A 21,544-nucleotide genomic window follows, 5' to 3' on the forward strand; every position below is an offset into this window, starting at 1 on the left:
TGATTTATACAAAAACATCTAATGAAAGAAAATGCTACCAGCCACGTACTCGAGAGCCTTATATAAGCTACTGATCTTGAACGTTTTTTACTTTATGTGAAAGTACAGTAGAACTCTACCAGAATCTAATCACAAAAAAGGAAGCTCATATATTTAACATACAAGCTCCCAATAGACAACTGATTGATAAATTTTATAGACAAGTTAAATAAAGCCCGCTATGAAATCCTACAAGATGTAGCCACCAGTTTAAGAGACTTTGAAAAAAGACTCGCTCGAAAAAAATTTTCAATCCAGGCAATCTGGATCTTTAGTGAGATATTCATTGTTTACCCAAATATTAGTACCACTGCAATCAGGGTCAACTGTATCCCTCAGATCAAAAGGATCATTATCAAAAGAAGAGTTCGCAGAAATAATATTGAAGTTGGAATTAGTAAAAATAAGAACTATACCACCATCTTGGCTATCACCGTTGCCATTGTCGGTAGTTGTATTCTGTGATATCACATTATTTGACGATCCTTCTATTAGAATACCAGCCCCTCCATTTCCACTTGAAGTGTTGTTAAAAACTCGTGAAAAACTATCATCCACCTGGATTCCGTCGGCAACACTTCCTGTTACAGTACAGCCAGAAAAAGTATTGTAGTCATCATCCATATCGACTCCGACTCTACCACTATCAGTAATAACGCAGTCATTTATAGTATTGTAAATACTATCTATATCTATCCCATCATTAACACTATTAACAACTTCGGTATTAAGTACTTTGTGATACCCCTCTCCCTCTAAGAAAATTCCATCAAAACAGCCATCAATAACGCCTCCAGTGAGGGTGGCGCCATTGCCTTCGATTCGAATTCCTGCACCACCTAGATCCCCTCCTGTAGTACAGGTCAGGGAATAGTCGCCCATATTTAAGCTGCCACTTGGGCCGACAATAGTAAGTGCATCAGGTTCATCGGTTGTTAGATCACAAGATAAGTCCTCAGTAAGCACTTCTGCAGTTGTAATTACATCGCCACAAGCCACTTCAGCCAAGGTAATTGATGAATATGAAGACGCCGAAAAAGCCATTATCGCTAATAGTGCCACCTTATCTACAGATTGCTTAATTTTCACATCCAACTCCTATCAGTTCAGAAAAAATAATATACCTCAGCACAGAGATACTGAGTCCCCTAAGTTTGGATGCAATAATAACTTCCACCATAAGAAAAATTGCCCAAAGTAATTGACGTTCGAATGAATAAAAAAACCAAGTCATTCCTTTGAAGAATCTAACGCAGCTAAATCGACAACAAAGATTAAAAACAGAACCCTAAGCTGGCGCAATTACTTTCTAAGTATTACTAACATTTAATCCAGAACACCATACTCTGATCCAACTTGGGAAAGTACGATTTTATTCGCCAGCTAATGTATGCAGCTTATTAGGAAAGACTTAGATTATTTATATAAAACTTACTCATGATAGAAGTACTTGCTCCGGAAAACTATTACTTAATGTTCGATCATAGAAAGGAGTTATCATGTACACCAAGGCTCGTATTTACATTGCTCTAGCTTCACTTGTTGCCACAGATTCTTAGGCTGAAACAAATATTAAATCACTGCATCAGTAGGGTAGCGTTAATAGTGCCACTACTTACCAAAGCGATATTACTAGTATTGGCAACCAGATCATACAAATACAATTCGGCGATGATAACGATACCTTTGCTTCTCAGGAAAATACAAGAGACACAAGCTCCAGTGGCTAACAGATTAGCAATAGCAACCAGGGAAGTTCACTACAAGACTCCATTACTAACAGCCATTTTAACTATATCCAGTTAGACCATTAAAATAACGCCCAAGGTGTTCAAACCTACTCTAAAAATGCTTCTATTTCTGTCTATCAAAAAAACACAGAAAATTCTGCCACTAGTTCACAAGGTAATATTATTAATGGAGAAATGCAACTTCATCAGATAGGACTTAGTAACAAACCAACAATACTAGATTCAAACAATGGCTCTAATAATAGTACACTTTCCGCTCAAATCGGTGATACCAATCAAAACTAGGTATTTATTAGCACGACAAACTCGGCAATAGACTATATCAAGAAAGTTGGTGCGGACAACCAGGTTTTTCTAATTCACAGTGTTAGTGATAATGACAAAGTAGAGATTATACAAGCTGGGGCCAGGCACACTATCGATATTAGTCTTATCTCTACAGCTAATAATAAGGTCATTATTAATCAACTCGGCAGTAGTATTATTAAAACAGTGAATTTGGGCGGCACAAGTAGCGAACTGTAACTACTGCAGGAGGGATATATTAATAGTTTAAACGTCACTTAGAGTGGAGAAGAGACTCACCTCTACACTCACCAAATAGGTAGCGATCATGGGCTCAGTCTAACCCAGAGTGGGAGACAAAATACTGTCGAACTCTCCCCAATTGGTAGCAATAACTTTATACAAATGATGCAAACTGGGGGTTAATAGCAGTGCTGACATACTACGAATAGGTGGTGACAACAGCGCAAACTACCAGCAGCAATAATCTAGCCCTTTCAAGGTTGTCTCGAAAGCTGTGCTGATCGGTGAGCTGATTTGATCATCAGGGCGCAACCTCCCTATATTCTTGTCAATCTATAAAATATAGATCAGCCCAGTACGTAGTCAGTCAAAACGCAAACTCGACTTTATTCCTAACTTTGCCAAACTAAATTCTCATAGCTACATACCAATTCATCGACAAAAATTAAAGTAGCCTTTGATTGATCTGACGCTATAAATCAAATGGCTAACAACCCAACCTATGGCTTTAAACCATATCATCGTGTAGTAGAGTGATATTTTTTATGTACTAGCCTCCACTTAAGATTCCCAATCATTATTGACCGCACATAATTTTTCGTAGAAACACGAAAAACACTCTGCCTTTATATGGATGTTAAAGGCAGAGTATATGCTTACCACCCAAAGTCCAAATTGGTAAAGGAGTTATCCAATGAAGACCTATTCCCTTATAGCCACGGCCTTATCCTTTATGATCAGTGGGATTTCCTATGCGGAAAATACTGTCATCCAGAACCAGATGGGTACAGATAATAACGCGACAGCTGATCAAAGTGATCCGACCGTATTTGATAACCTTATTGTGCAAACACAAATTGGTGATAACAACGACGCTGATGCCAGTCAAACTAATGGCAATGTCAGCGGCGCCATTTATCAAACACAGCAGGGAGATAATAATAGTGTCACCTCGACACAAGATGCCACAACCAGCACTACGGCATCAGCACTCCAGGTCGGGGATAACAATATCGTTTTAACCAGTCAGGAAACCGCTTCAAACGGTAGCAGTGAAATCCTCCAGAATGGTGACACTAACTTTGCCAGCTCTGAACAAACCTCCTCAGATTCTGATTCTATTTCAATCAGCCAGTATGGCGATCAAAACCTGGCTACTAGTAATCAGGACACGAGTTCCAGCAATATTGTAGTCATTACCCAATCCGGTGACTTAAATATTTCAACTACATTGCAAAACACAGCAAGCTCTGGTAACAGCGCTACCACAATTCAATTCGGGCAACAAAATGCTGCTGGGATATCTCACCTTAACTCCTTTACCAATTCAGACTTGATAAGTCAGGTTGGTGATTTCAACAATGCCTCAATTAACAGAAACACCTCAAGTTCCGATAGTGCTATCGTAGTACAGTCCGGAGACTCCAATTTTGCCAGTGCTACTAGTTTTGATACTGCAGACAATACATTATCCATCTACCAATATGGGGATAATCAATCAGCGGTTGCCACACAAAGTAGTGCTTTTGAAAGTAACATTTATATTAGCCAAAGTGATGACAATAATATGGCTTTGGCAACACAATCAGGAGCCAGTGACAACATTGAAATTTATCAGTCAGGCTCATCCAATATGGCTACAGCCTTACAGGCGTCGACTGACAATAGCTCCAATATTATTTCCCAGGACGGTACACAAAACGATGCTACTGTCACACAAAGTGGTTCATCGGATACATCCTCTGTTGAACAAATTGGAAATATGAATATGGTTTCAGCTAGCCAATCAGCATTCAGTGGCTCACTGGATATCACCCAGGAAGGTGATGAGAACGAAATTACCTCAACACAGGATGGAGATACGGAGACAGCAACCATGTTGCAGGCAGGTAACTTGAATTTGATTGAGTTGGCCCAGAGCGGCATGCAAAACACTGCAACATTATCTCAAGACGGTAGCAGTAACTACATATCGGTTACGCAAACTGGCTTTAATGATGCTATCAGTGTTACCCAACTTGGAGACGGCAATAGCGCTACATTTATACAGTAGACTAATAGAGACTTTCGTTAAGGTGCCCTTTGGGCATCTTAACCTACTCAATATGCAAAAGTTAATGAGCACATCGCCTAAACATCACCATATGCTGTCATAGAGATTTTGTAGTCAAGGAGTATCTTATGAAACTCTCTTCCTTCCTTACCGATTCCCTCGCGCTGACCATCAGCAGTGCTGCTATCGCCGAGAATAATTTTGTTACTTCACAGCAAGGTGGGGCCTTTCTGAGCACCGCTGTAACACAAAATGGCAGTACCATGAGGCAGACAATACCCATACGGATCTGAGAAATTTGATGATATTAATCCAGATTGGCTGCTGTCATTCTGAAGAAACTTCACAAAGTGTATGTAAACCAAACCTCATTTACGTTACAAATTGGTAATGCCAACTTTGCCAGTATGCAGCAATAGTTATATCCAAAACTCACAGGATTAGGCTCTGTATGCAGTATCGTTCATCGGCAGAGCCTCAAGTGGATATCAGTGGTCAATTCGATTTACAAGGAGGAAGCAGTAACTGAACGGACAATGATTTAGGGATTTTTAGTTTAAAGGAGTAACTTATGAAAATCTCACCACTTATCTTTAGCTCACTTGCGTTGGCAATCAGCAGTGTGGTTTTTGCCGAAAACAATTTTGTAATCCAAAACCAAACTGGCATAGGTAATACCGCCACAGCCAATAATGCAGACTCTGATGTTAACAACAGCTTAATAGTACAAACTCAAATTGGAGTCAACAACAGCGAGGATGCCCTCCAAATTGATGGAACCACTGAAAGCACCATCGTGCAAAGCCAGATCGGTGTCGCCAATGACAGTGAGACTGCCCAGGAAAATACCAGTAATGGGCATATCAACACTTCTCAGACAGGGGATAGTAACAGCGCTAATGCTGGCCAGGGAAGCTCATCAGACGGATCGATTATCGTCAATCAAATCGGCGTATCGAATACCGCTACCTCCCAACAGGTTGTGACCTCTTCAAGCTCATCACTCACCACTCAAGTGGGTGAGCAAAACTCTGCAGAAATTTACCAGGAGAATATAAGCTCTGCTAGTGGCACACTTCAACAATTTGGAGTATCAAATACGGGGAATATTCTGCAACTGCTAAGGTCTGGTAGCACTGGAACTCTGCTTCAGGTCGGATCATTAAATACAGGCCGTATTGACCAAATTGACAGCGACACCGCTCAAGGGTCTATTACCCAAATTGGAGGTAATAACTATGCGAAGATCTCTCAACTGGATGCCAATTCTGATAGTGCAGAAGTATTACAAACTGGCACTCAGAACTCCGCTGAAACTACCCAGACTATTAGTAACTCTAATAGCGTATTTATTGCCCAATTAGGAACCTTAAATACAGCAACTACTAATCAGAATCTATCTGAAGATGGCTCCCTAATCGTAACCCAAGGCGGTTCAGGAAACAGCGTTGAAGCCGACCAAAATACACTGATTAGTAGTGGTGAGATTGCTCAGCTCGGAAGCCAAAATACAGTGGATACTGATCAATTAGGGCTTGATGTACACTTGCTGGTTGCACAAATCGGAACAGCTAATACCGTCAGCCTACAACAGGATGGCGTTATTCTCAGAACAGATGTTGCCCAAATTGGTAATTCCAATGAAGCAATGATCTCACAAAGTGGCCTGAATAACTCCATCACACTCCTACAAGTCGGCGAAGGGCATTACAAGGAGATATCACAATCTGGTGAAGGTCATTCCTCTTTCACGATCCAAATCGGCAGCGCCAACTTTGCCCAGGTCACACAGTAGGAGTAAACCGACACCCCTATTTTTAAGTGGCTCTTGAATATGTTGTAACACCATGCCGCCAATATCCTTTGTGATATCCGGCGGCATTATAGTTTATTAGCCCTATCGTATATTTCCGCCTTATACACAAGGCGCAGTCACGATACCACAGAGTAAAAAGAGTAATCTGCACGTATAAAAACAGCCGATCCAGGAAGTTCTGAGCCGCTAATTATTCCTACCTGTTTGGCTGGAATCTATGCAAACATCAATAACATGCACCCATTTCCCACGCCTGATCTCCGTCACCTATTACCTCACCTCCCAATCAATCATATCTATATTTTTCTCAGAATATCCGCTCAAAGGATCTCTTTTAAGCGCTACCTTAAAGCAACTGACAGAGAAGAAACCCTATGCAGGCAGGAAAATATTTCCCATTCATTTTTGCATCCGTGCTTTTACCAGCCCTATCTTTTGCTGACGTTCAGTGCGGCGATACCATTACCACCGCTGAAATAATGACTGAAGACATATTATTCTGCACTGCTATGCCGCCAATCACCATATCCGGTCCTAGCGGCAATCTGGATATGAACGGGTTTACCGTGCACTGTGCCGAACTTCCCGTGCTAAATACTGGCATTATTTTGTCTGGTCAGGGGGCTTTTCTCTCAAACGGGACTATTGAAAATTGTTATACCGGCGTCAGCGCAGAGGACTCGGGATTTCATGGAATTTACAATATCCTAGTGCAAACTAACGAAATAGGTATTTCCCTAACCAGCAATAACAATTTTGTTAGCAGTTCGACAATTTCTTTAAATACCCAAATGGGTATCTCTTCCGATGGGGATTTTAACAGCATACTTTCAAATGAAATTGTAAATAACGAGAGGGACTCTATTGTTATCCAAGGGGACTATGCACTCGTTTCGCAAAACACCATAGAGCCAGTAACTGGAAGTTTCGTAACAGGAGAGAATGGTATCGTTATCGGAAGCTCGTCCGGGGGTATTATTACGCAAAATACCGTTTTAAATATTATGTTTAGCGGCATATTGATGCAGGAGTTTGCGCAAACCAATTACCTTATCACTGGCAACAGAGTTGATGCGGGCGGCGTCGGCGTTGGCTTCGACCTTAATGACGCCAATGCGGATGCCTGTACGTCTTCCAATACATGGATCTCTAACACTTTTACAACTGCTAACCCCAGCTGCCTGGATTAAAATTTTGTCTAACAGAAATGTACATACCTGTAGATAGATTCAGAGAAAGGTAACACCGAAGGAAAGGCAATAAAAAAAGTGACCTGGCTGCGGGGGAGAACCAGGTCACTGAAAGGGTTTGGGTGGGGCTATTCAGCCCCCTGGTTTTTAGTCTTGGTAATCGATGGTCATATCAAAGTTGCCCTCAACACACTTGGCATAGTCGCCCTCATTCAGTGCAGAGTAGGCAGTCTGGTAATTCACCAACTGACATGCGTAGCTCTCATTATCGGGGGTATCCGCAGACCATCCCCAATCTTTATCCCAGTAAATATCCAGGGATGCTGCACCACCAGTCTGGAACTGCCCCATATTGGCACAACCGAGTTCTTCATCTGCCGGAATTTCTACACCGAAGTATTCCGCTGTGCTCTGGTAGTACTCGATCCGATACTGTGAGCGGTAGTCTTCAGTACCAGAACTACATTCGATGGCACCATTAATAATATTGGTGGTAACACCGAATCCAGCAGTCAGGTTATTGGCCAGATCTACACTGTTCGGTTCCCAGGTGCCATCGATTACATGCAATATGCTTGGCTTGGGAGGCTGTGGATAGACGAAGAAGAAGATGGAGCTCGCCAGGTTCAACCAGGTATCCGCTACCAATTCCGGCGCTTCCAGCAGGGTGTAAATATCACCGTACATTGCCTGGGAGAAGGGACCGTAGTTATAGTTCCAGCTCAACTGCTTAGCACCGCGGCCGAAGTAGCTCTTATAGCCACCATCACTATTGATCGCACAGGGCCATGCTTCTGCTGCCCAGCTGCTGCTGGCATCACAGGCGCCGTAGCCACCGGAAGTATCTTCTGTCCAGCCAATTTCCCGCAACCAGTACAGGCCCTGGCGCCATTCCGGTACTTCCCAACCTGTTGCGTGGGCACCGGTTTCCTGGGCGTAGTGTGCAAACATTACCGCCATCGACTTGCGACAGATCGCCTCGGCATCACGGCCATCGGTATAGTCACCACAGAAAGCTGGGAACTTGGCTACGGCACGGAGGAAATTGGTGTAGGTGTACTCTTCCGCTCTGAGGGCGAAAAGGTAATCCCAGTCTTCTTCAGACAGGATACTCTCAACGCGGAGGACGTTTTCGGGGTTTGCACTGCGGCCAGGTTGTACCGCCTCAACCACGGCGTTGTCCCGGGTTTCGACAGTATCCTTTACTTCCTGAAGCAAGGAATCACTGCTGGTAATCGACTCTTCTGCAGCTTCCAGTTCGCTGATGCCCATCACATAGCCATCGGCTGCGGCACAGCCATCCTGGCTAATGGAGACCTCGTCCACATCACTGGCTTGAGTAGAGTCAGAAGCTGTCAGCTGGAAGGTGTAGGTTACATCGCTGTATACCTCAGACAGGGTCACTGAGGTAGCGCTGCCGGTATAGTTGGTCATCTTTACAACCGGGCCACTGGTTTGGCTCCAAATGTAAGAGATATCGCTGCCGCCGGTACTGCCTGAGCCATCCAGATTAACCGTTCCACTACAGCCTACATTGATACTTGAGGCCGAGATATTTGCGGTTACTGAGCTTTCAGAACCATCGGTATTATCATCATCGTCGTCTTCATCGGTATCGTCCACAGCGAGGTTTTGCACGGTTACCTGTGCTTCTTCAGTAGTGTCACCATCACTGACGATCAGGCTAAAGACATAGCTCACATCAAAGGTGCTTGAAGGTAGGGTAACAGTGGTGGATGCGCTGGTCGCAGAGGCAATATCTGCTTCAGGAGAGGCCGGGGATAATTGGGCCCAGCTGTAAGATAAGTTGCCGTCGCCACCGGAGGCACTGGCATCAAGTGTTACAGTGCCACCACCGGTAATTTGTGACTGCGATACTGAAGCACTGATCGTAATGGGAGTGCTGTCAGAATTATCATTGTCATCGCCACTGTTGTCGTTATCGTCGTTATCACTGCCGCCATCGTTGCCACCGGTGCCGGTGCCGGTGCCGGTGCCGGTGTCATCATCGGAGCCACCATCACTGGAACAACCATCCGCTTCCTTAAGAAGCCAAGGGGAACCCCAGGTATTTTCAGCCGTTAATGCATCGGTGGGGTGGTCGTCACCATTAGCCCACCACTGGGCAACAAATAGGTCGCCGTCGTAACAAACTTCTTCGCCTTTGCGATAGTTTTGACCGGAAATATAAGTATCGGAGTCATCGGCGCCACCAGTGCCACCACCGCTGCCGGAATCTGTATCATCATTGTTCCCAGAATCCGTATCTCCATTATTTCCGGTATCAGTATCATCATCAGAATCGGTGTTATCACCATCACCGGAATTGGAGTCATCGCCACCACTGGTATCGCACGCACCTGACTCTTCCAAGATCCAGGGGGAGTCCCAGCGGTTTTCTGCTGTCAGGGCATCCGAGGGGATTTGAGAAGCTGTTGCCCACCATTGAGCTTTATATAAGTTTCCCCCGTAGCAAACCTGGCTGCCACCGGAATAACTCTGCCCCGCAACGTAGTCGTCGGCGGGTTGTGCCGCACTCAAACCTTGAGTGCCCAGCATCAGCGCCGATGCTATGGCTGTGCGAATAAAAATATGGCTCATAGAATCTCCAATTGTCGTTTTTAGGGTTCTATTTAAAGTTTTACGCGATGAGGCAAATACCAAACTGCCAGGTATTATTTGCAAAAATAGAGATCGAGAGCTTGTGTGAATAACGTATAACGGAAGGCATTAATAAATAGAGCAGACATTCTTGGCATAAATATTTATACACTGCCAGGATGCTCTAAATTGAAAGGAGCCCACTTCCCTTCCCCGTCTTTATTTACTCAACTGGGTGCAACTGCCCCTGCACCTTTAATAATTATCACAAACACTTACTTTATTTCTGTACGCTGTTCAAATAGCCCCATACGTACTCAGCAGTTTCGATAAATAGCAAACGGAATGGTTCCAGATTTAAACAGAATATTTCGTGACCATATCGACACAGGTCACGTGCGCCAGTGAGCAAATGTCTAAATTCAAGATCAAAGGCACGTAAAAAGCGGAAATTATAGGTTTTTAAATCTACATAAAACCATAAAAGAGAAAAGTTTTACCAATAACAATACAGGATCAAAATGTAAGGATAATTACCTAGCCAACAGACACCGATAGATAAGTTCATGGCGCTTTACATCGTCTAAGTGAGAAAAAGTTCCCAATCTAATCAGGAACCACAACTGATAAATACAGTTTGTCACAATTCCTGTATCTTTCGTCAGTGACTTTTCTCTCAAAATAAAAGTACTTCTGGCCCATAGTATTTCCCTCACTCCATGGCGACACTTTAGATCGGCAATATCAGCAGTAATAAGCCGTAACTGACAGTCACTTATCCTTTGGCTAGCACCCCGTGCCCCAAGCAGGAAAGAACTCAAATTAGTTCAACAAAGGGAGATCTTTGTGAAGCCTTACCCTATCCTTTTTTCATCCACAATTCTGTTGTTAGGTACTCTTAGCCACGCGGACACAAGTACTGCCACTGTAGAGCAATACGGCGATAGCAATCTGGCAACAGCCGAGCAAGCCGACTCAACCATTGAAAATAACTTAATAGAACAAAGGCAAACGGGTAGCTCCAACTCTGCCGAAGCGATGCAATCTGTGAATTCATCCTTGGGCTACATACTTCAAATGCAAACTGGAGACAGTAACAGCGCCATCGCCAGCCAAGAAGAAAGCACTTCAACCACGGTGCAAATTGTGCAATTGGGTGATAATCAGACCGCACTCAGTACCCAGATACTTACCACTACGACTAATGGGGAAATCTATCAGGAGGGGCTATTGAATAACGGTAGACTCTTCCAAAGTGACTCCATTGGCAATACAGGCTACTTGTTCCAATCTGGACAAAGTAATATGGGGTTTGTTCGCGCCACAAGTGGTGACTTCCACTCAGGCTCACTTCTCCAAACAGGAACCTTGAATGATGGTGCCCTAATTCAACTACGCGGTACCTTCTATACCTCTACCGTGACACAAAACGGAATAGGAAATGAGGCGACCAGCTTGCAGAACTTTGGCGAGTCCCTTATTAGTGAGCTCACCCAATTAGGTGATGGTAACAATGCCATTCTCTGGCAAATATTCAATGAAAACAGCTACGCCCAAACAAGTCAGATCGGATCAGACAATATCTCTTCCTCTCGACAAGAAGGTGAACTCATGAGCATCACCACCACACAGGAAGGTATGTTTAATGAGGCTGTTGCATTTCAGGAGGGTACTTCGAGTTTCGCCTTATCTCAACAAAATGGGCTGGATAATTTTATTGATATTTCACAGAGTGAAGTCAATGGAAATATATCAGCCAGTCAAGTGGGCAATGGCAATATCGGAATGATATCCCAATAATAGAGATTACGATTTTTAATCGAGAGTTTTGATTGTACTGGGCTTAGGGAGCCTCTGAATAACTCCGTGTTACCTCTGGCTTGCAGAGCGGTTCACAATCAAGGCGCGGCTTTGCAGGAATGTCTAGACCTTTCAAGAAGTCGCAACGCGGAGTGTGAATCGCTCTGCAAGCCCCGAAGGGCGGGCCTTGAAGGCCACAGCTGCTGCGTTGCAGCTCTTACAAAGGACTAGAGCCATTCGCGGCGAGCTGCGCCTAACATCTGCAGCCTTCAAGACCCGCAGAGGCATTACGGAGTTATTCAGAGGCTCCTTAGGAACCGTCCAATCGATAATTGCCCGTTAGCAACTGGCCAGCGGGCAATTGTTAAACTCTTGCTTAAGATGCAAACACCCTAAGACGTCCCTCACGCTTCTCCTCGCTAAAGTCACAGCTGGTCAATCTAAACATCAACACATACTCGGAAAGGCAACGAGTATCGTGAATATCTCCTGGTAAGAACGCACTACAGTCACCGGGCTTCATTTGATAACAGCCCCGGCTCACCAGTTGTTCACCATCGTCTTGATTGAGCAAACCATAGGTAGACATCTCCACTTCACCATGTTGCACCGCGTAAAATACCCAGCCATTGCCATGGTTATGTGGTGGGCGATAGAGCCCACGAGGCTCAACATGAGCCAGCAAGATAAAACCCTTATCTTCGTCACGGTATAGCTCTACACTGGGTTCTTGGCGACTGTGTAGATCAGCCAACCATGCTTCATCAGAATTTGATGCCGCCAATTTTCCCAGGGCCTCTCGACATCTCACAATCGATGAAGTATCAAGTCCCTGCCAATTCGCTTTAAGTGCTTCAACACACTGTCTCAAAGAATTCGTCACTGATTGGTCCTCCTAAAGCTCTCTCGATATCTTGTTGAAAATTACTGCGAATCCACAAATTCAAGATACAACTTCAAGCCAGCTTTAAGTCAACCAGATCTGTGCCTGATTTTTTTTGCTATTAAGGTAGTGGGTGAAGTGTAAAAGCGTTGGCCTCAAAAATAGGAATAAATCGGGAAATAAAGATGGGTATTAATAGCTCCAGCAGTAATTAATACCCGCGAGTGCTCACTAAAACGAAGCACTCGCTAATGGGTTTACTTTATAGCTCTGGGGTAATCTTTAATTTTGCGCTTTGGAAGCAAGCCTGCTGGCAAGAATAGACACCACCTGTATTATTAATGCGGTTAACAAGAACACTGATGCCAGGCGATAAACGGCATTGAGACCATCCGCTATCTGCGACGGGCTCATGTCTTGCAGGGGCTGGCTGGGTACAAGCCCTACAAAAATCACACTCATCACTGAAGCTCCGGTCAATAAACCCAAACCTCGTGAAAGGCTGAGAAACCCGGAAATACGCCCACGAACTTCGGCCCGGGCGCTATTCATGGTCATGGTATTAACTGTCGACAGGTAAGTTCCGTAACCCATTGCCATAGTGACGGAAAAAACCAGATAGCCTACCAAGCCCTGCTCCACCCTGAGCAGCCCCATTCCCATGGCTCCACAAAGCAAAATTAACAGACCCAGTAATACGATACCCCGACTATTGAATCGATCCACGGCTCGACCGGCAAGATTTGAACAAGCAGCCACCATAAATGAACCGGTTGTCATCACCAGCCCTGCGATAAAAAGGTCCAGATCCAGTGCCAGGGTCAAATAAAAAGGCCCTACAATCAGGCTACTCATTACCGATGAAGCCACCAAAAAGTTTCCAGCCACATTCGCCAAGAATGTCTGCTTTCCAGAAGACTCCGTAAATCCTTCACGCAGGGGTTGCACTTTCTGCCTGACATAAAACAACCCCACACCAAATATCACCGATAGAGCGATAGCAATGCCATTAACTGCGGAATATCCCTCTCCCAATGGTTTAATTGCCAGGGTATAAAAAACAATGCTAAAGAACAGGAATGCCGCAGCCATGTAACGTTTGAATCGACTTCTGCCATCAACAACTTCGCCGACTATGTTTTCCGGCAGAGTTCGATATGCCAGGAAAAACACCCCCAATCCCACCGGCACCACCAGCCAAAAGATGGCCTGCCAATTCAGATTTTCGACAATCAAGCCGCCCACGATAGGGCCCATACCAGTCCCAACAGCAGACAGACTGCCCAGTAATCCAATTATCTTTCCCGTTTCACTTTTATCGAAAACGTCGCTGGCAATAGCCATAGACACAGCCACGAACATCGCGGCACCGACCCCTTGTATTGCGCGGAAAAAAACCAGGGTCCAAACATTAAAAGACAGCGCGCAAAGTAATGTCGATAAGGTGAATATCAATCCGCCACTTAGAAACAATTTCCTGCGACCCAGCTTGTCACTGAGGCTTCCGGCAATAGGCAGGGTCGCAGTCATACACATCATGTAGGCCACGGTAATCCACTGAGTATTACTGAAGGAAGCCCCCAAGCTTTCGATTAATACAGGCAGCGCCATATTAATTGCACTGACTCCCAAGGCTGCGAGCAAGGTCGCCAAACACAAGGTGACCAGGACTCCTCTTTTGGAAACCTGAGCAGCCTCTTGGAAAATTGGGTCTTCGGAATAACTTTTCGCGGTGTGCATAAGCTGAACTTTGACTTGCCAGTAATGACGCGTGAAACTAGCATACAACTTCAAGTGAGCTTGAGGTCAATAAGCGATGAATAACAGGGAAGAACTGGATATACGCGAAGTCTCCAAACTGTCGGGACTCCCCTCTTCCACACTTCGGTATTATGAGGAAAAAGGCCTGATAAAGTCATGTGGTCGTCGGGGGATTACCCGGATTTTTAAAGCCACAGTGATAGAACAGTTGTCCCTTATCTCCCTTGGCCGCTACGCCGGTTTTTCCCTGGATGAAATTGGCGAGATGTTTTCCTCTAATGGCAACCCCGCTATCGACAGGGAACAGCTCCTCGCCAGGGCCGACGATCTGGAAAAGAATATCCGCCGACTCGAAGCTATGCGCGATGGGCTACGCCATGTGGCCAACTGTCCCGAGGTCAATCAGCTGGAGTGCCCCAACTTCCAAAACCTAATCAGGAAAGCGACCAAGTTACAGCATAAGGAAGACAGGAAACAGAAGCGACGCTGACAGAATAGCAGCGAATAAAGTCAGGAGACACTAAACTCTGTCATCATTCCCGAGTCCTCGTGTTCCAAAACATGGCAGTGCGCCATATAGGGCATATCCGGCATCGCCGGCAGTGGGAAACGAACAAATATTTCCGCTTTGCCGCCATCGGATATGGGCATCGTATCTTTCCAGCCACGCATATAGAGTGGCGGTTCTGCATTATTGTATTTCGTGACTCGAAACTGGCAGCCATGGATATGTACCGGGTGTAGCATTCGGTCCTGTCCTTCTGAGATCTCCCAGCGCAGGTCCTTATTCCTCGCGACCTTAAATCCAGGCTCGGTAAATGCAAAGGAAACCCCATTAATCGCATTCGCAGTTAGCTGCTCTTTTAACGGCAATGCCGGCCCCTCAGTAATCAGCTTCAATACCTTGGCCACCACATCGGGGTTGGTCGTACCGGCGGCAACCATCTGCGGTAGCCCCGTTGCACCAATCACTGCTTGCGCCTGCTTCTGTCGGTTCATTTGCATCACCAGCTTCTGACTGATTGGTGGCAGGTTTGGGGGAATTGTCGGCAGGGATACCAGGCGCTCCGGCAATTTTCCTTTCCCCTCAGATGTTCCAGGCACCACACTGAGAAAACTGTGGGCCTGATCAAATGGCGGCAGGTGCATTATTGGCTGGGGCACTGGCAGTGTTTGGAAGTCGAAAGGCTTGCCATCGCGGGTATCGATCATTACTTCGTAGCGCTCTCCCGCAGCAATAGGTAGTACGTCCACTTTCACTGGTTCCGAGAGAAAACCGCCATCGCTGGCGATCACGTAGAGCGGTCGCTTGTCACTGGTGGCAAGCCGATAGTTGCGTCCGTTGGAGCCATCCAAAATACGAAAGCGCACCCAGCCTTTAGGTGGCCTGACCACCGGATTAATAACGCCATTAACCAGAAGTCGATCCCCACAATAGCCCGCCGCAACCGTCACTTCGTTAAAGCGATGGAAGAACTGACCATCATCGGTGAAGCGGCGATCCTGAATCACTAGCGGAATGTCATCCACACCCCACCGCGAAGGTATCGGCAGTGCATCGCCTTCTTCATCGTCGATAATAATCAATCCCGCCAAGCCTTTGAGTACTAACTCGGCGGTTGTCGGGTAGAGGTGGGGATGAAACCACAGGGTGGCGGCGGGCTGGATTATGTTCCAATCTACGGTCCAGGTTTCGCCAGGCTTCAATGGCATATAGGGGCCACCATCGGCATTGCCGGGTACGATCAGTCCATGCCAATGCGCAGTTACATTTTGCGGCAGATGATTGACCACGCTGACGGTTACTTTCTCGCCCTTACGCACCCGTATCGCTGGACCTAAAAACGGACCATTGAACCCATAAGTACGCGTAGTCACCCCCGGCAGGAAAGACTGCTTGCCCGGGCGCGCTGCCAATTTAATCCGGCCTTGCCCATCTGCACGCAACTCCGGGGGAATCGGTAAAGCCTGACGGCGACCCTTCTGTGCCTGGGCAGCTTTGGAAGTCGACACCCCTGTTAGCAAGGCCGCCCCCAATGCGCCAGTGGCAAAACAAAATTCCCGTCGCGACAATTGAGCCATGGGTCCACCTCCCTATGCGCCATAGCTCCAAGTGTCTAGGGCACTGGTCATTTTTATCCCCAGAAATCTTAGACGGCTTATTCCCATGGCCCAGTAGTATATTGCGACAACTGTACACTCAATACAGAGTGGTACCCTGGTGCACAACTCCGTGATCCACAGCTCTTGTGTTCTAAGCGAACTCGGTTAACCTTGCCCACGAAAAGTTAGTAGCGAAAATAAGAAGAGTAATCCCTATGCCGTTTCTTATTCTATCCATCCTTATTCAGGCAGCTTTTGTAATTCACGTGCTCAAAACCGGGCGCAACACCACTTGGATTTGGGTTCTGGTGATGCTGCCCATGGCCGGAGTTATTGCTTACCTGGTCCTGGAAATCCTGCCGGAATTAAACCAGTCACGCAGTGCCAAAAATGCGCGCAGGACGGTGCGGGAAGCTCTAAATCCCAATCGGGATATCCATCAGGCTGCACAAGAATTGTCCCGTTCCAATAATGTGGAAAACTCTATGCGCATGGCTGATGAATGCGTGAAACGCGGCCTTTATCACGAGGCAAAAACTCTCTATGAAAAGTGCCTCCAGGGGGTTCATCAAGATGACCCTGAGCTGATGTTTGGGTTGGCACGCTGTCAGTTTGCTCTCAATCTGTTTGAACCGACTAAAGAGACACTGGACCAATTAATCGAAAAGAACCCCGATTTTAAAAATCAGGATGCTCACTTACTTTACGCTCGTACACTAGCGGCATTGAAGCAAGTAAAAGAGGCCTACCACGAGTATGAAACGCTGTACCAATACTACAGCGGACCAGAAGCGACTTTTTACTTTGCCTTATTCTTGAAAGATCAATCCCAGGTGGAAAAGGCCAATGTCTTGTTCAATGAAATCCTTGATAAATCCAAAACACTGGGCAAGCACTACAAAGCGACCCATAAGCAGCTGTTAAAGCAGGCAAAACTGGAAGTATCCTGAACCAATCACAACATTCGGCTCAATGGAAAAAAAGGCTCCCAATATGATTTTGGCAGTAGATGTAGATTACCGGGACCCCGGAGCAATGGTAGCCGGGGTCGGCTTTGAGAATTGGTCAGCTCCTGAGCCCGAGCAACTATATCTCAGTAAAATAGAGAGTACCTTGGCCTATGAGCCCGGTGCTTTCTACAAGCGAGAACTCCCCTGTATCCTCACCCTAATCGAGGAGCACAAGATAGAAGCAGAACTGATTGTTATCGATGGTTATGTATTTCTCGGAGGGGAACAAAAACCGGGTCTGGGTGCCCATCTCTACTCTGCTCTCCAGCAGGAAGTTCCCATCATCGGTGTCGCCAAGAAACCGTTTAAGGACACCCCTTTAGAGGCGGAGCTGCTGCGGGGAAAAAGTATAAAACCGCTGTATATCAGCAGCCTCGGTCTCCCTTTGCCGGAAGCCAAAAATTTGATGAAAAAGATGCATGGGGACCACCGTATCCCCACTTTATTGAAACGCGTGGACCGCGAGTGTCGAAAGTCCCCACGATAATTCCCGAGAGAATGAAAGGCAGTTATCGCCGCCATTTCCCAGTCACATCCCTGGGACTTTCTTCCTACATTTTCAATACTTATTTCTCATATCCTACCCCTTCGATGCCAGCAATAATTTTTCTATTCGGCGGGAAATAGCTACTGAAAGTAAGAGCTACCTGGCATCCGTTTATCCCATAGGGATAGTTTGGCGCTTAGATAGACGGCTAGAAATAGCTAAGATCCCATACTGATGTATTCGGCTCGTAGTTTTTGATATCCACTTGTGAAGTGCGAGTGGACGATATTCATTAGCAGCCCCGAATGGGCTCCTTGGAAGTTTTGTAGTAAAGGAGTTACTCATGAAGTTATGCGCCAGTATTGCGACACTCGCACTGGTTGCCTTTAGCGGCAATGCGCTGGGCACCAACTCTACTGACTTGGAACAAATCGGCTCAGGTAACTCAGCAAATTCCGATCAAACTGAAGCGGGTTTCGGCAATACTATTATCAAACGCCAAATAGGTGACACTAATACCGCTACCGCCACCCAAAGTGGCGGTATTATTAACAGTAGTATTCAGAGTTCCCAGATCGGTAGCCAAAACGAGACCACGATATCTCAATCCGGTGGTGCTTCTCTAAGCGCAACCAATACACAAATCGGATCGCAAAATACTTCCGAGATCACCCAAGAACTCTCTCTCGACAGCCAGGTATCTATTCTGCAACTCGGTACCTCCAACGCTTCCACTATCGAACAGCGCTTTGGCAGTGGTAATACCATTACCAATATCCAGGATGGAGACAGTCACTTTTTTATTGGTCGCCAGGAAGCCAGTGCTAACGGCAGCATTTTTGTATTCCAGGACGGCGAAAGGCAAAGTGCTGTGGTAGAGGAAACCGCAGGCAATATAGGCAGTTCCGTTTTAATCTTTCAGTTTGATCGGGACGACTTCGCCACCGCCAGCCTGGTTGCCACAATCGATGGCACCTTGGACATACTGCAGGATGGCAGCGATATCTATGGCGGGCTCGCACAATTTGCCAGTATCAGCAGCAGTATGACCTTACGGCAAACAAACAATCGCCACTTCGCCTTTGCAACCCAAGTAGACAGTCTGTCCAATGACCTTCTGATTATCCAAAGGCTCGGCGATGCCAATATCACCTCGATTACCCAAACCGGTGCCTTTAATACCCTTGAGTTGCGCCAAAATGGTGGGGGCAACAACGCGGCTTTAGAACAATCCGCACTGAGTAGCAGTATCGATATACGCCAGACCGGTACCACCAACCAGATTACGGGTTCCCAGCTGGGTGCCGAATTCAACTCCATGAACAGCGAACAGTTCCTGATTGATAATGTGGTTGTTATTAATCAAGGCGGCTTACTGATCAGCGCGACCAATGAACAAACCGGGTTGCAGAATGTTGCCAATATCGAGCAGGCTGGAACAGAAGTAGATATATTCACCCGTCAATTGGGTTTTGATAACCGGGCAACGTTTGAACAGGCTGGTGAGTCTCTTTCAATAAGCTCCCGCCAGTTTGGCGATAGTAATAACATCACCATCACCCAGAGCGGTGACTCCAACTCAGCCTTTAGCCTGCAAATTGGTAACAATCACACCAAGGAAATTACTCAGACAGGTTCTAATGGCCGCGCTTTTAACTTCCAGATCGGCGGCGAGAGTAATACTGGCGTAATCTTCCAATAATTCCAGCCAAAATTCAGAAGCCCCCACACTGCGGGGCTTTCGAATGCGATCGCTACAGGAAAAAGAAGAAGGGTAAAGTCGTTGTGCAGCCCCGCGAAAGCGGGGAACAACTAGGATGCACTCCGACAACTTCTCCATCGTCGGTTTATCCCCGAGTATTCAGGGAACACCTTGCGCAGAGCACAAAGGCCATGCCTTATCCGGTTTACCCCTGTACAAACAGGGAACAGTCGCGCAAAAGGAGCGCGATCATAGCACACCCTCATTACATCCCCGAGCCTTCGGGGAAACATTTTCAGAACTAATGTCCGTGCGCTATCGGCTACGGTCCAGCCCCGCCCAGCGGGGGAACAAACTCAGGTGTCGGCACAACCCAACCCCACACTCGGTTTACCCCCGCAGCAGCGGGGAATAGCCCGAATCATTACCGTGCAGCTTTGACGATTTTCCACGGTTTAACCCCGCCTGGGCGGGGAACAGCCTCGGTTAAGATCGCCTTATTGCGCAATTACCGGTGCAACTCCGCTTATGCGGAGAACCTATTCGGAAAGGAGTGTATAACAGGATACCCTCCGGTTTAGCCCCGTATATACGGGGAACAGTATGAAGCTGGTTTGACCATCATCTCACCGGTCGATTTATCTCCGCTGATGCGGGGAACTCTCTAAGTCTGCCTATTTGCTATCCGCTAAAGCCTTAGTAGTGTTGCCGGCACTTTTGAATTCCAACCCTAGGGAGCCTCTGAATAACTCCATGATACCTTTGGCATGCAGAGCGGTTCACAATCAAGGCGCGGCTTCGCAGGAATGTCTAGACCTTTCAAGAAGTCGCAACGCGGAGTGTGAATCGCTCTGCAAGCCCCGAAGGGCGAGCCTTGAAGGCCGCATCTGCTGCGTTGCAGCTCTTGCAAAGGGCTACGGCCATTCGCGGCGAGCTGCGCCTAACATCTGCAGCCTTCAAGACCCGCAGAGGCATTACGGAGTTATTCAGAGGCCCCCTAGCTCTTCAAACACTTCCAGCTGTATAACAACTCTATTTATCCCAATCAGATTCGGCGGATTAACATCAATCCACAACCAAATGCTTTGGCCGGCCCCATACCCGCAAAAATATTTTTTATAAATAATTCGGGTTCAGTAACCAAAAGCTCTCCCCGGTAATCTACAGAACTGAAACCAGCACCGCGCTGCTTTTTATGTAACAAATTCCAACGATACCCATTGCAGTGAAGCTTTGGTGGGTAAATATCAAATCCGAGGCGCGTCCCCCGGTGAATTAACCAGCTGCGGGCGGCAGTTTGGCTGACATCCTGTAACCGGGTTTCAATCTGCCCCTGGTCAAACTGCTCCGGCTTTTCCTGCACCAAGCTCTGCTTCAGCTGCCCTTTGCCACCTTCAACAGGTAAACCATGCAATTCGCACTGCTCCCTCAACCAATGGTATTGGGCATCCATCAGCACATCGTGCCGCTTGCCGCGCTTTTGCCCTTCAGTTTTACGAGCAACTGTAGGGTTCGCCCGCAGGCGGAAGGCCAGCCGATCGCCGGGGTTTAAACGGGGCTCGAAGATTTTTGTCTCTACCAAAAATATCGGATTGTCCTGCGCAGGCCGGACTTTAGACAGCAGGTAATACACCGGTAGATTGCGTTTGCTAAGCAGCTGTTCCCGCGAGGATTCCTCACGAAATAAAAAACGCTCATCACCATCAAAAAGATCCCACAAGATTTGATGAATACCGTAGCTGTTTTCGCTGAGCAACCGTGCCAGCTGCTTCTGCACCGCCAGCGAGGGAGATAGTTGAACTCTGGATAAATACATAGCC

At 46.5% G+C, this 21,544-nt stretch carries 16 protein-coding genes; 10 read left to right on the top strand and 6 right to left on the bottom strand.

Annotation, left to right across the window (positions count from 1 at the left end; translation table 11 throughout):
* Positions 1 to 288: 288 nt before the first annotated feature.
* Positions 289 to 1,128, bottom strand: a complete 840-nt coding sequence (locus ACG1BZ_RS19130) for a right-handed parallel beta-helix repeat-containing protein (RefSeq protein WP_413663199.1) — start codon at positions 1,126 to 1,128, stop codon at positions 289 to 291.
* Positions 1,129 to 2,390: 1,262 nt separating this feature from the next.
* On the opposite strand from ACG1BZ_RS19130, the gene ACG1BZ_RS19135 reads away from it, so the two are divergent.
* The 5 genes from ACG1BZ_RS19135 to ACG1BZ_RS19155 all read left to right on the top strand — a co-directional run bounded on the left by ACG1BZ_RS19135 (position 2,391) and on the right by ACG1BZ_RS19155 (position 7,377).
* On the top strand, positions 2,391 to 2,501 hold the full coding sequence (locus ACG1BZ_RS19135) for a hypothetical protein (protein ID WP_413665889.1): 111 nt from the start codon (positions 2,391 to 2,393) through the stop codon (positions 2,499 to 2,501).
* A 511-nt stretch (positions 2,502 to 3,012) separates the two neighbouring features.
* On the top strand, positions 3,013 to 4,371 hold the full coding sequence (locus ACG1BZ_RS19140; RefSeq protein ID WP_413663200.1) for a hypothetical protein: 1,359 nt from the start codon (positions 3,013 to 3,015) through the stop codon (positions 4,369 to 4,371).
* A 128-nt stretch (positions 4,372 to 4,499) separates the two neighbouring features.
* Positions 4,500 to 4,664, top strand: a complete 165-nt coding sequence (locus ACG1BZ_RS19145; protein WP_413663201.1) for a hypothetical protein — start codon at positions 4,500 to 4,502, stop codon at positions 4,662 to 4,664.
* 278 nt (positions 4,665 to 4,942) lie between these two features.
* Positions 4,943 to 6,166 (top strand): hypothetical protein, encoded by a 1,224-nt coding sequence (locus ACG1BZ_RS19150; protein ID WP_413663202.1) that lies wholly within the window; start codon positions 4,943 to 4,945, stop codon positions 6,164 to 6,166.
* 395 nt (positions 6,167 to 6,561) lie between these two features.
* Positions 6,562 to 7,377, top strand: a complete 816-nt coding sequence (locus tag ACG1BZ_RS19155) for a NosD domain-containing protein (protein ID WP_413663203.1) — start codon at positions 6,562 to 6,564, stop codon at positions 7,375 to 7,377.
* Between the two features lie 147 nt (positions 7,378 to 7,524).
* Here the strand turns inward: ACG1BZ_RS19155 and ACG1BZ_RS19160 are convergent, their stop codons facing one another.
* Entirely contained in the window at positions 7,525 to 9,978 is a 2,454-nt protein-coding gene (locus ACG1BZ_RS19160) for a glycoside hydrolase family 19 protein (protein WP_413663204.1), read from the bottom strand.
* Positions 9,979 to 10,824: 846 nt separating this feature from the next.
* Here ACG1BZ_RS19160 and ACG1BZ_RS19165 point away from each other — a divergent pair.
* Positions 10,825 to 11,778 carry a hypothetical protein gene (locus tag ACG1BZ_RS19165; protein WP_413663205.1) on the top strand — a complete coding sequence of 318 codons (954 nt, stop codon included), beginning with the start codon at positions 10,825 to 10,827 and terminating at the stop codon, positions 11,776 to 11,778.
* A 376-nt stretch (positions 11,779 to 12,154) separates the two neighbouring features.
* On the opposite strand, the gene ACG1BZ_RS19170 is transcribed toward ACG1BZ_RS19165, so the two are convergent.
* Together ACG1BZ_RS19170 and ACG1BZ_RS19175 are read right to left on the bottom strand one after the other, a co-directional pair.
* Positions 12,155 to 12,661: a hypothetical protein gene (locus ACG1BZ_RS19170; protein WP_413663206.1), complete on the bottom strand. Its 507-nt coding sequence runs from the start codon at positions 12,659 to 12,661 to the stop codon at positions 12,155 to 12,157.
* 282 nt (positions 12,662 to 12,943) lie between these two features.
* Complete coding sequence (locus ACG1BZ_RS19175; RefSeq protein WP_413663207.1) at positions 12,944 to 14,401, bottom strand: MFS transporter; 1,458 nt, start codon at positions 14,399 to 14,401, stop codon at positions 12,944 to 12,946.
* 76 nt (positions 14,402 to 14,477) lie between these two features.
* Here ACG1BZ_RS19175 and ACG1BZ_RS19180 point away from each other — a divergent pair, with 76 nt between their 5' ends.
* A complete protein-coding gene (locus ACG1BZ_RS19180) occupies positions 14,478 to 14,912 on the top strand; it encodes a helix-turn-helix domain-containing protein (protein WP_282931385.1) in 435 nt (144 codons plus the stop codon).
* A gap of 20 nt (positions 14,913 to 14,932) precedes the next feature.
* Here the strand turns inward: ACG1BZ_RS19180 and cueO are convergent, their stop codons facing one another.
* A complete protein-coding gene (gene cueO / locus ACG1BZ_RS19185; protein WP_413663208.1) occupies positions 14,933 to 16,504 on the bottom strand; it encodes a multicopper oxidase CueO in 1,572 nt (523 codons plus the stop codon).
* 236 nt (positions 16,505 to 16,740) lie between these two features.
* Between cueO and ACG1BZ_RS19190 the strand changes: the two genes are divergently transcribed.
* The 3 genes from ACG1BZ_RS19190 to ACG1BZ_RS19200 all read left to right on the top strand — a co-directional run bounded on the left by ACG1BZ_RS19190 (position 16,741) and on the right by ACG1BZ_RS19200 (position 19,724).
* Positions 16,741 to 17,475, top strand: coding sequence for a tetratricopeptide repeat protein (locus tag ACG1BZ_RS19190; protein WP_413663209.1), 735 nt, complete (start codon positions 16,741 to 16,743; stop codon positions 17,473 to 17,475).
* Positions 17,476 to 17,518: 43 nt separating this feature from the next.
* The gene (locus tag ACG1BZ_RS19195) at positions 17,519 to 18,022 is read left to right on the top strand and encodes an endonuclease V (protein ID WP_413663210.1); all 504 of its coding nucleotides are present in this window, start codon (positions 17,519 to 17,521) and stop codon (positions 18,020 to 18,022) included.
* 343 nt (positions 18,023 to 18,365) lie between these two features.
* Positions 18,366 to 19,724 (top strand): hypothetical protein, encoded by a 1,359-nt coding sequence (locus ACG1BZ_RS19200; protein ID WP_413663211.1) that lies wholly within the window; start codon positions 18,366 to 18,368, stop codon positions 19,722 to 19,724.
* A gap of 1,045 nt (positions 19,725 to 20,769) precedes the next feature.
* Here ACG1BZ_RS19200 and cas6e read toward each other — a convergent pair.
* Complete coding sequence (gene cas6e, locus ACG1BZ_RS19205) at positions 20,770 to 21,540, bottom strand: type I-E CRISPR-associated protein Cas6/Cse3/CasE (RefSeq protein ID WP_413663212.1); 771 nt, start codon at positions 21,538 to 21,540, stop codon at positions 20,770 to 20,772.
* Positions 21,541 to 21,544: the final 4 nt, after the last annotated feature.

The sequence above is a fragment of the Microbulbifer sp. CNSA002 genome (assembly GCF_047324085.1).
In the GTDB taxonomy this organism is placed as follows: Bacteria; Pseudomonadota; Gammaproteobacteria; order Pseudomonadales; family Cellvibrionaceae; genus Microbulbifer.

Coding starts and splice junctions, on each gene's coding strand:
- ACG1BZ_RS19140 (WP_413663200.1), top strand. CDS start 3,013: ATGAAGACCTATTCCCTTATAGCCACGGCCTTATCCTTTATGATCAGT.
- ACG1BZ_RS19145 (WP_413663201.1), top strand. CDS start 4,500: ATGAAACTCTCTTCCTTCCTTACCGATTCCCTCGCGCTGACCATCAGC.
- ACG1BZ_RS19150 (WP_413663202.1), top strand. CDS start 4,943: ATGAAAATCTCACCACTTATCTTTAGCTCACTTGCGTTGGCAATCAGC.
- ACG1BZ_RS19155 (WP_413663203.1), top strand. CDS start 6,562: ATGCAGGCAGGAAAATATTTCCCATTCATTTTTGCATCCGTGCTTTTA.
- ACG1BZ_RS19160 (WP_413663204.1), bottom strand. CDS start 9,978: ATGAGCCATATTTTTATTCGCACAGCCATAGCATCGGCGCTGATGCTG.
- ACG1BZ_RS19175 (WP_413663207.1), bottom strand. CDS start 14,401: ATGCACACCGCGAAAAGTTATTCCGAAGACCCAATTTTCCAAGAGGCT.
- ACG1BZ_RS19180 (WP_282931385.1), top strand. CDS start 14,478: ATGAATAACAGGGAAGAACTGGATATACGCGAAGTCTCCAAACTGTCG.
- cueO (WP_413663208.1), bottom strand. CDS start 16,504: ATGGCTCAATTGTCGCGACGGGAATTTTGTTTTGCCACTGGCGCATTG.
- ACG1BZ_RS19190 (WP_413663209.1), top strand. CDS start 16,741: ATGCCGTTTCTTATTCTATCCATCCTTATTCAGGCAGCTTTTGTAATT.
- ACG1BZ_RS19195 (WP_413663210.1), top strand. CDS start 17,519: ATGATTTTGGCAGTAGATGTAGATTACCGGGACCCCGGAGCAATGGTA.
- ACG1BZ_RS19200 (WP_413663211.1), top strand. CDS start 18,366: ATGAAGTTATGCGCCAGTATTGCGACACTCGCACTGGTTGCCTTTAGC.
- cas6e (WP_413663212.1), bottom strand. CDS start 21,540: ATGTATTTATCCAGAGTTCAACTATCTCCCTCGCTGGCGGTGCAGAAG.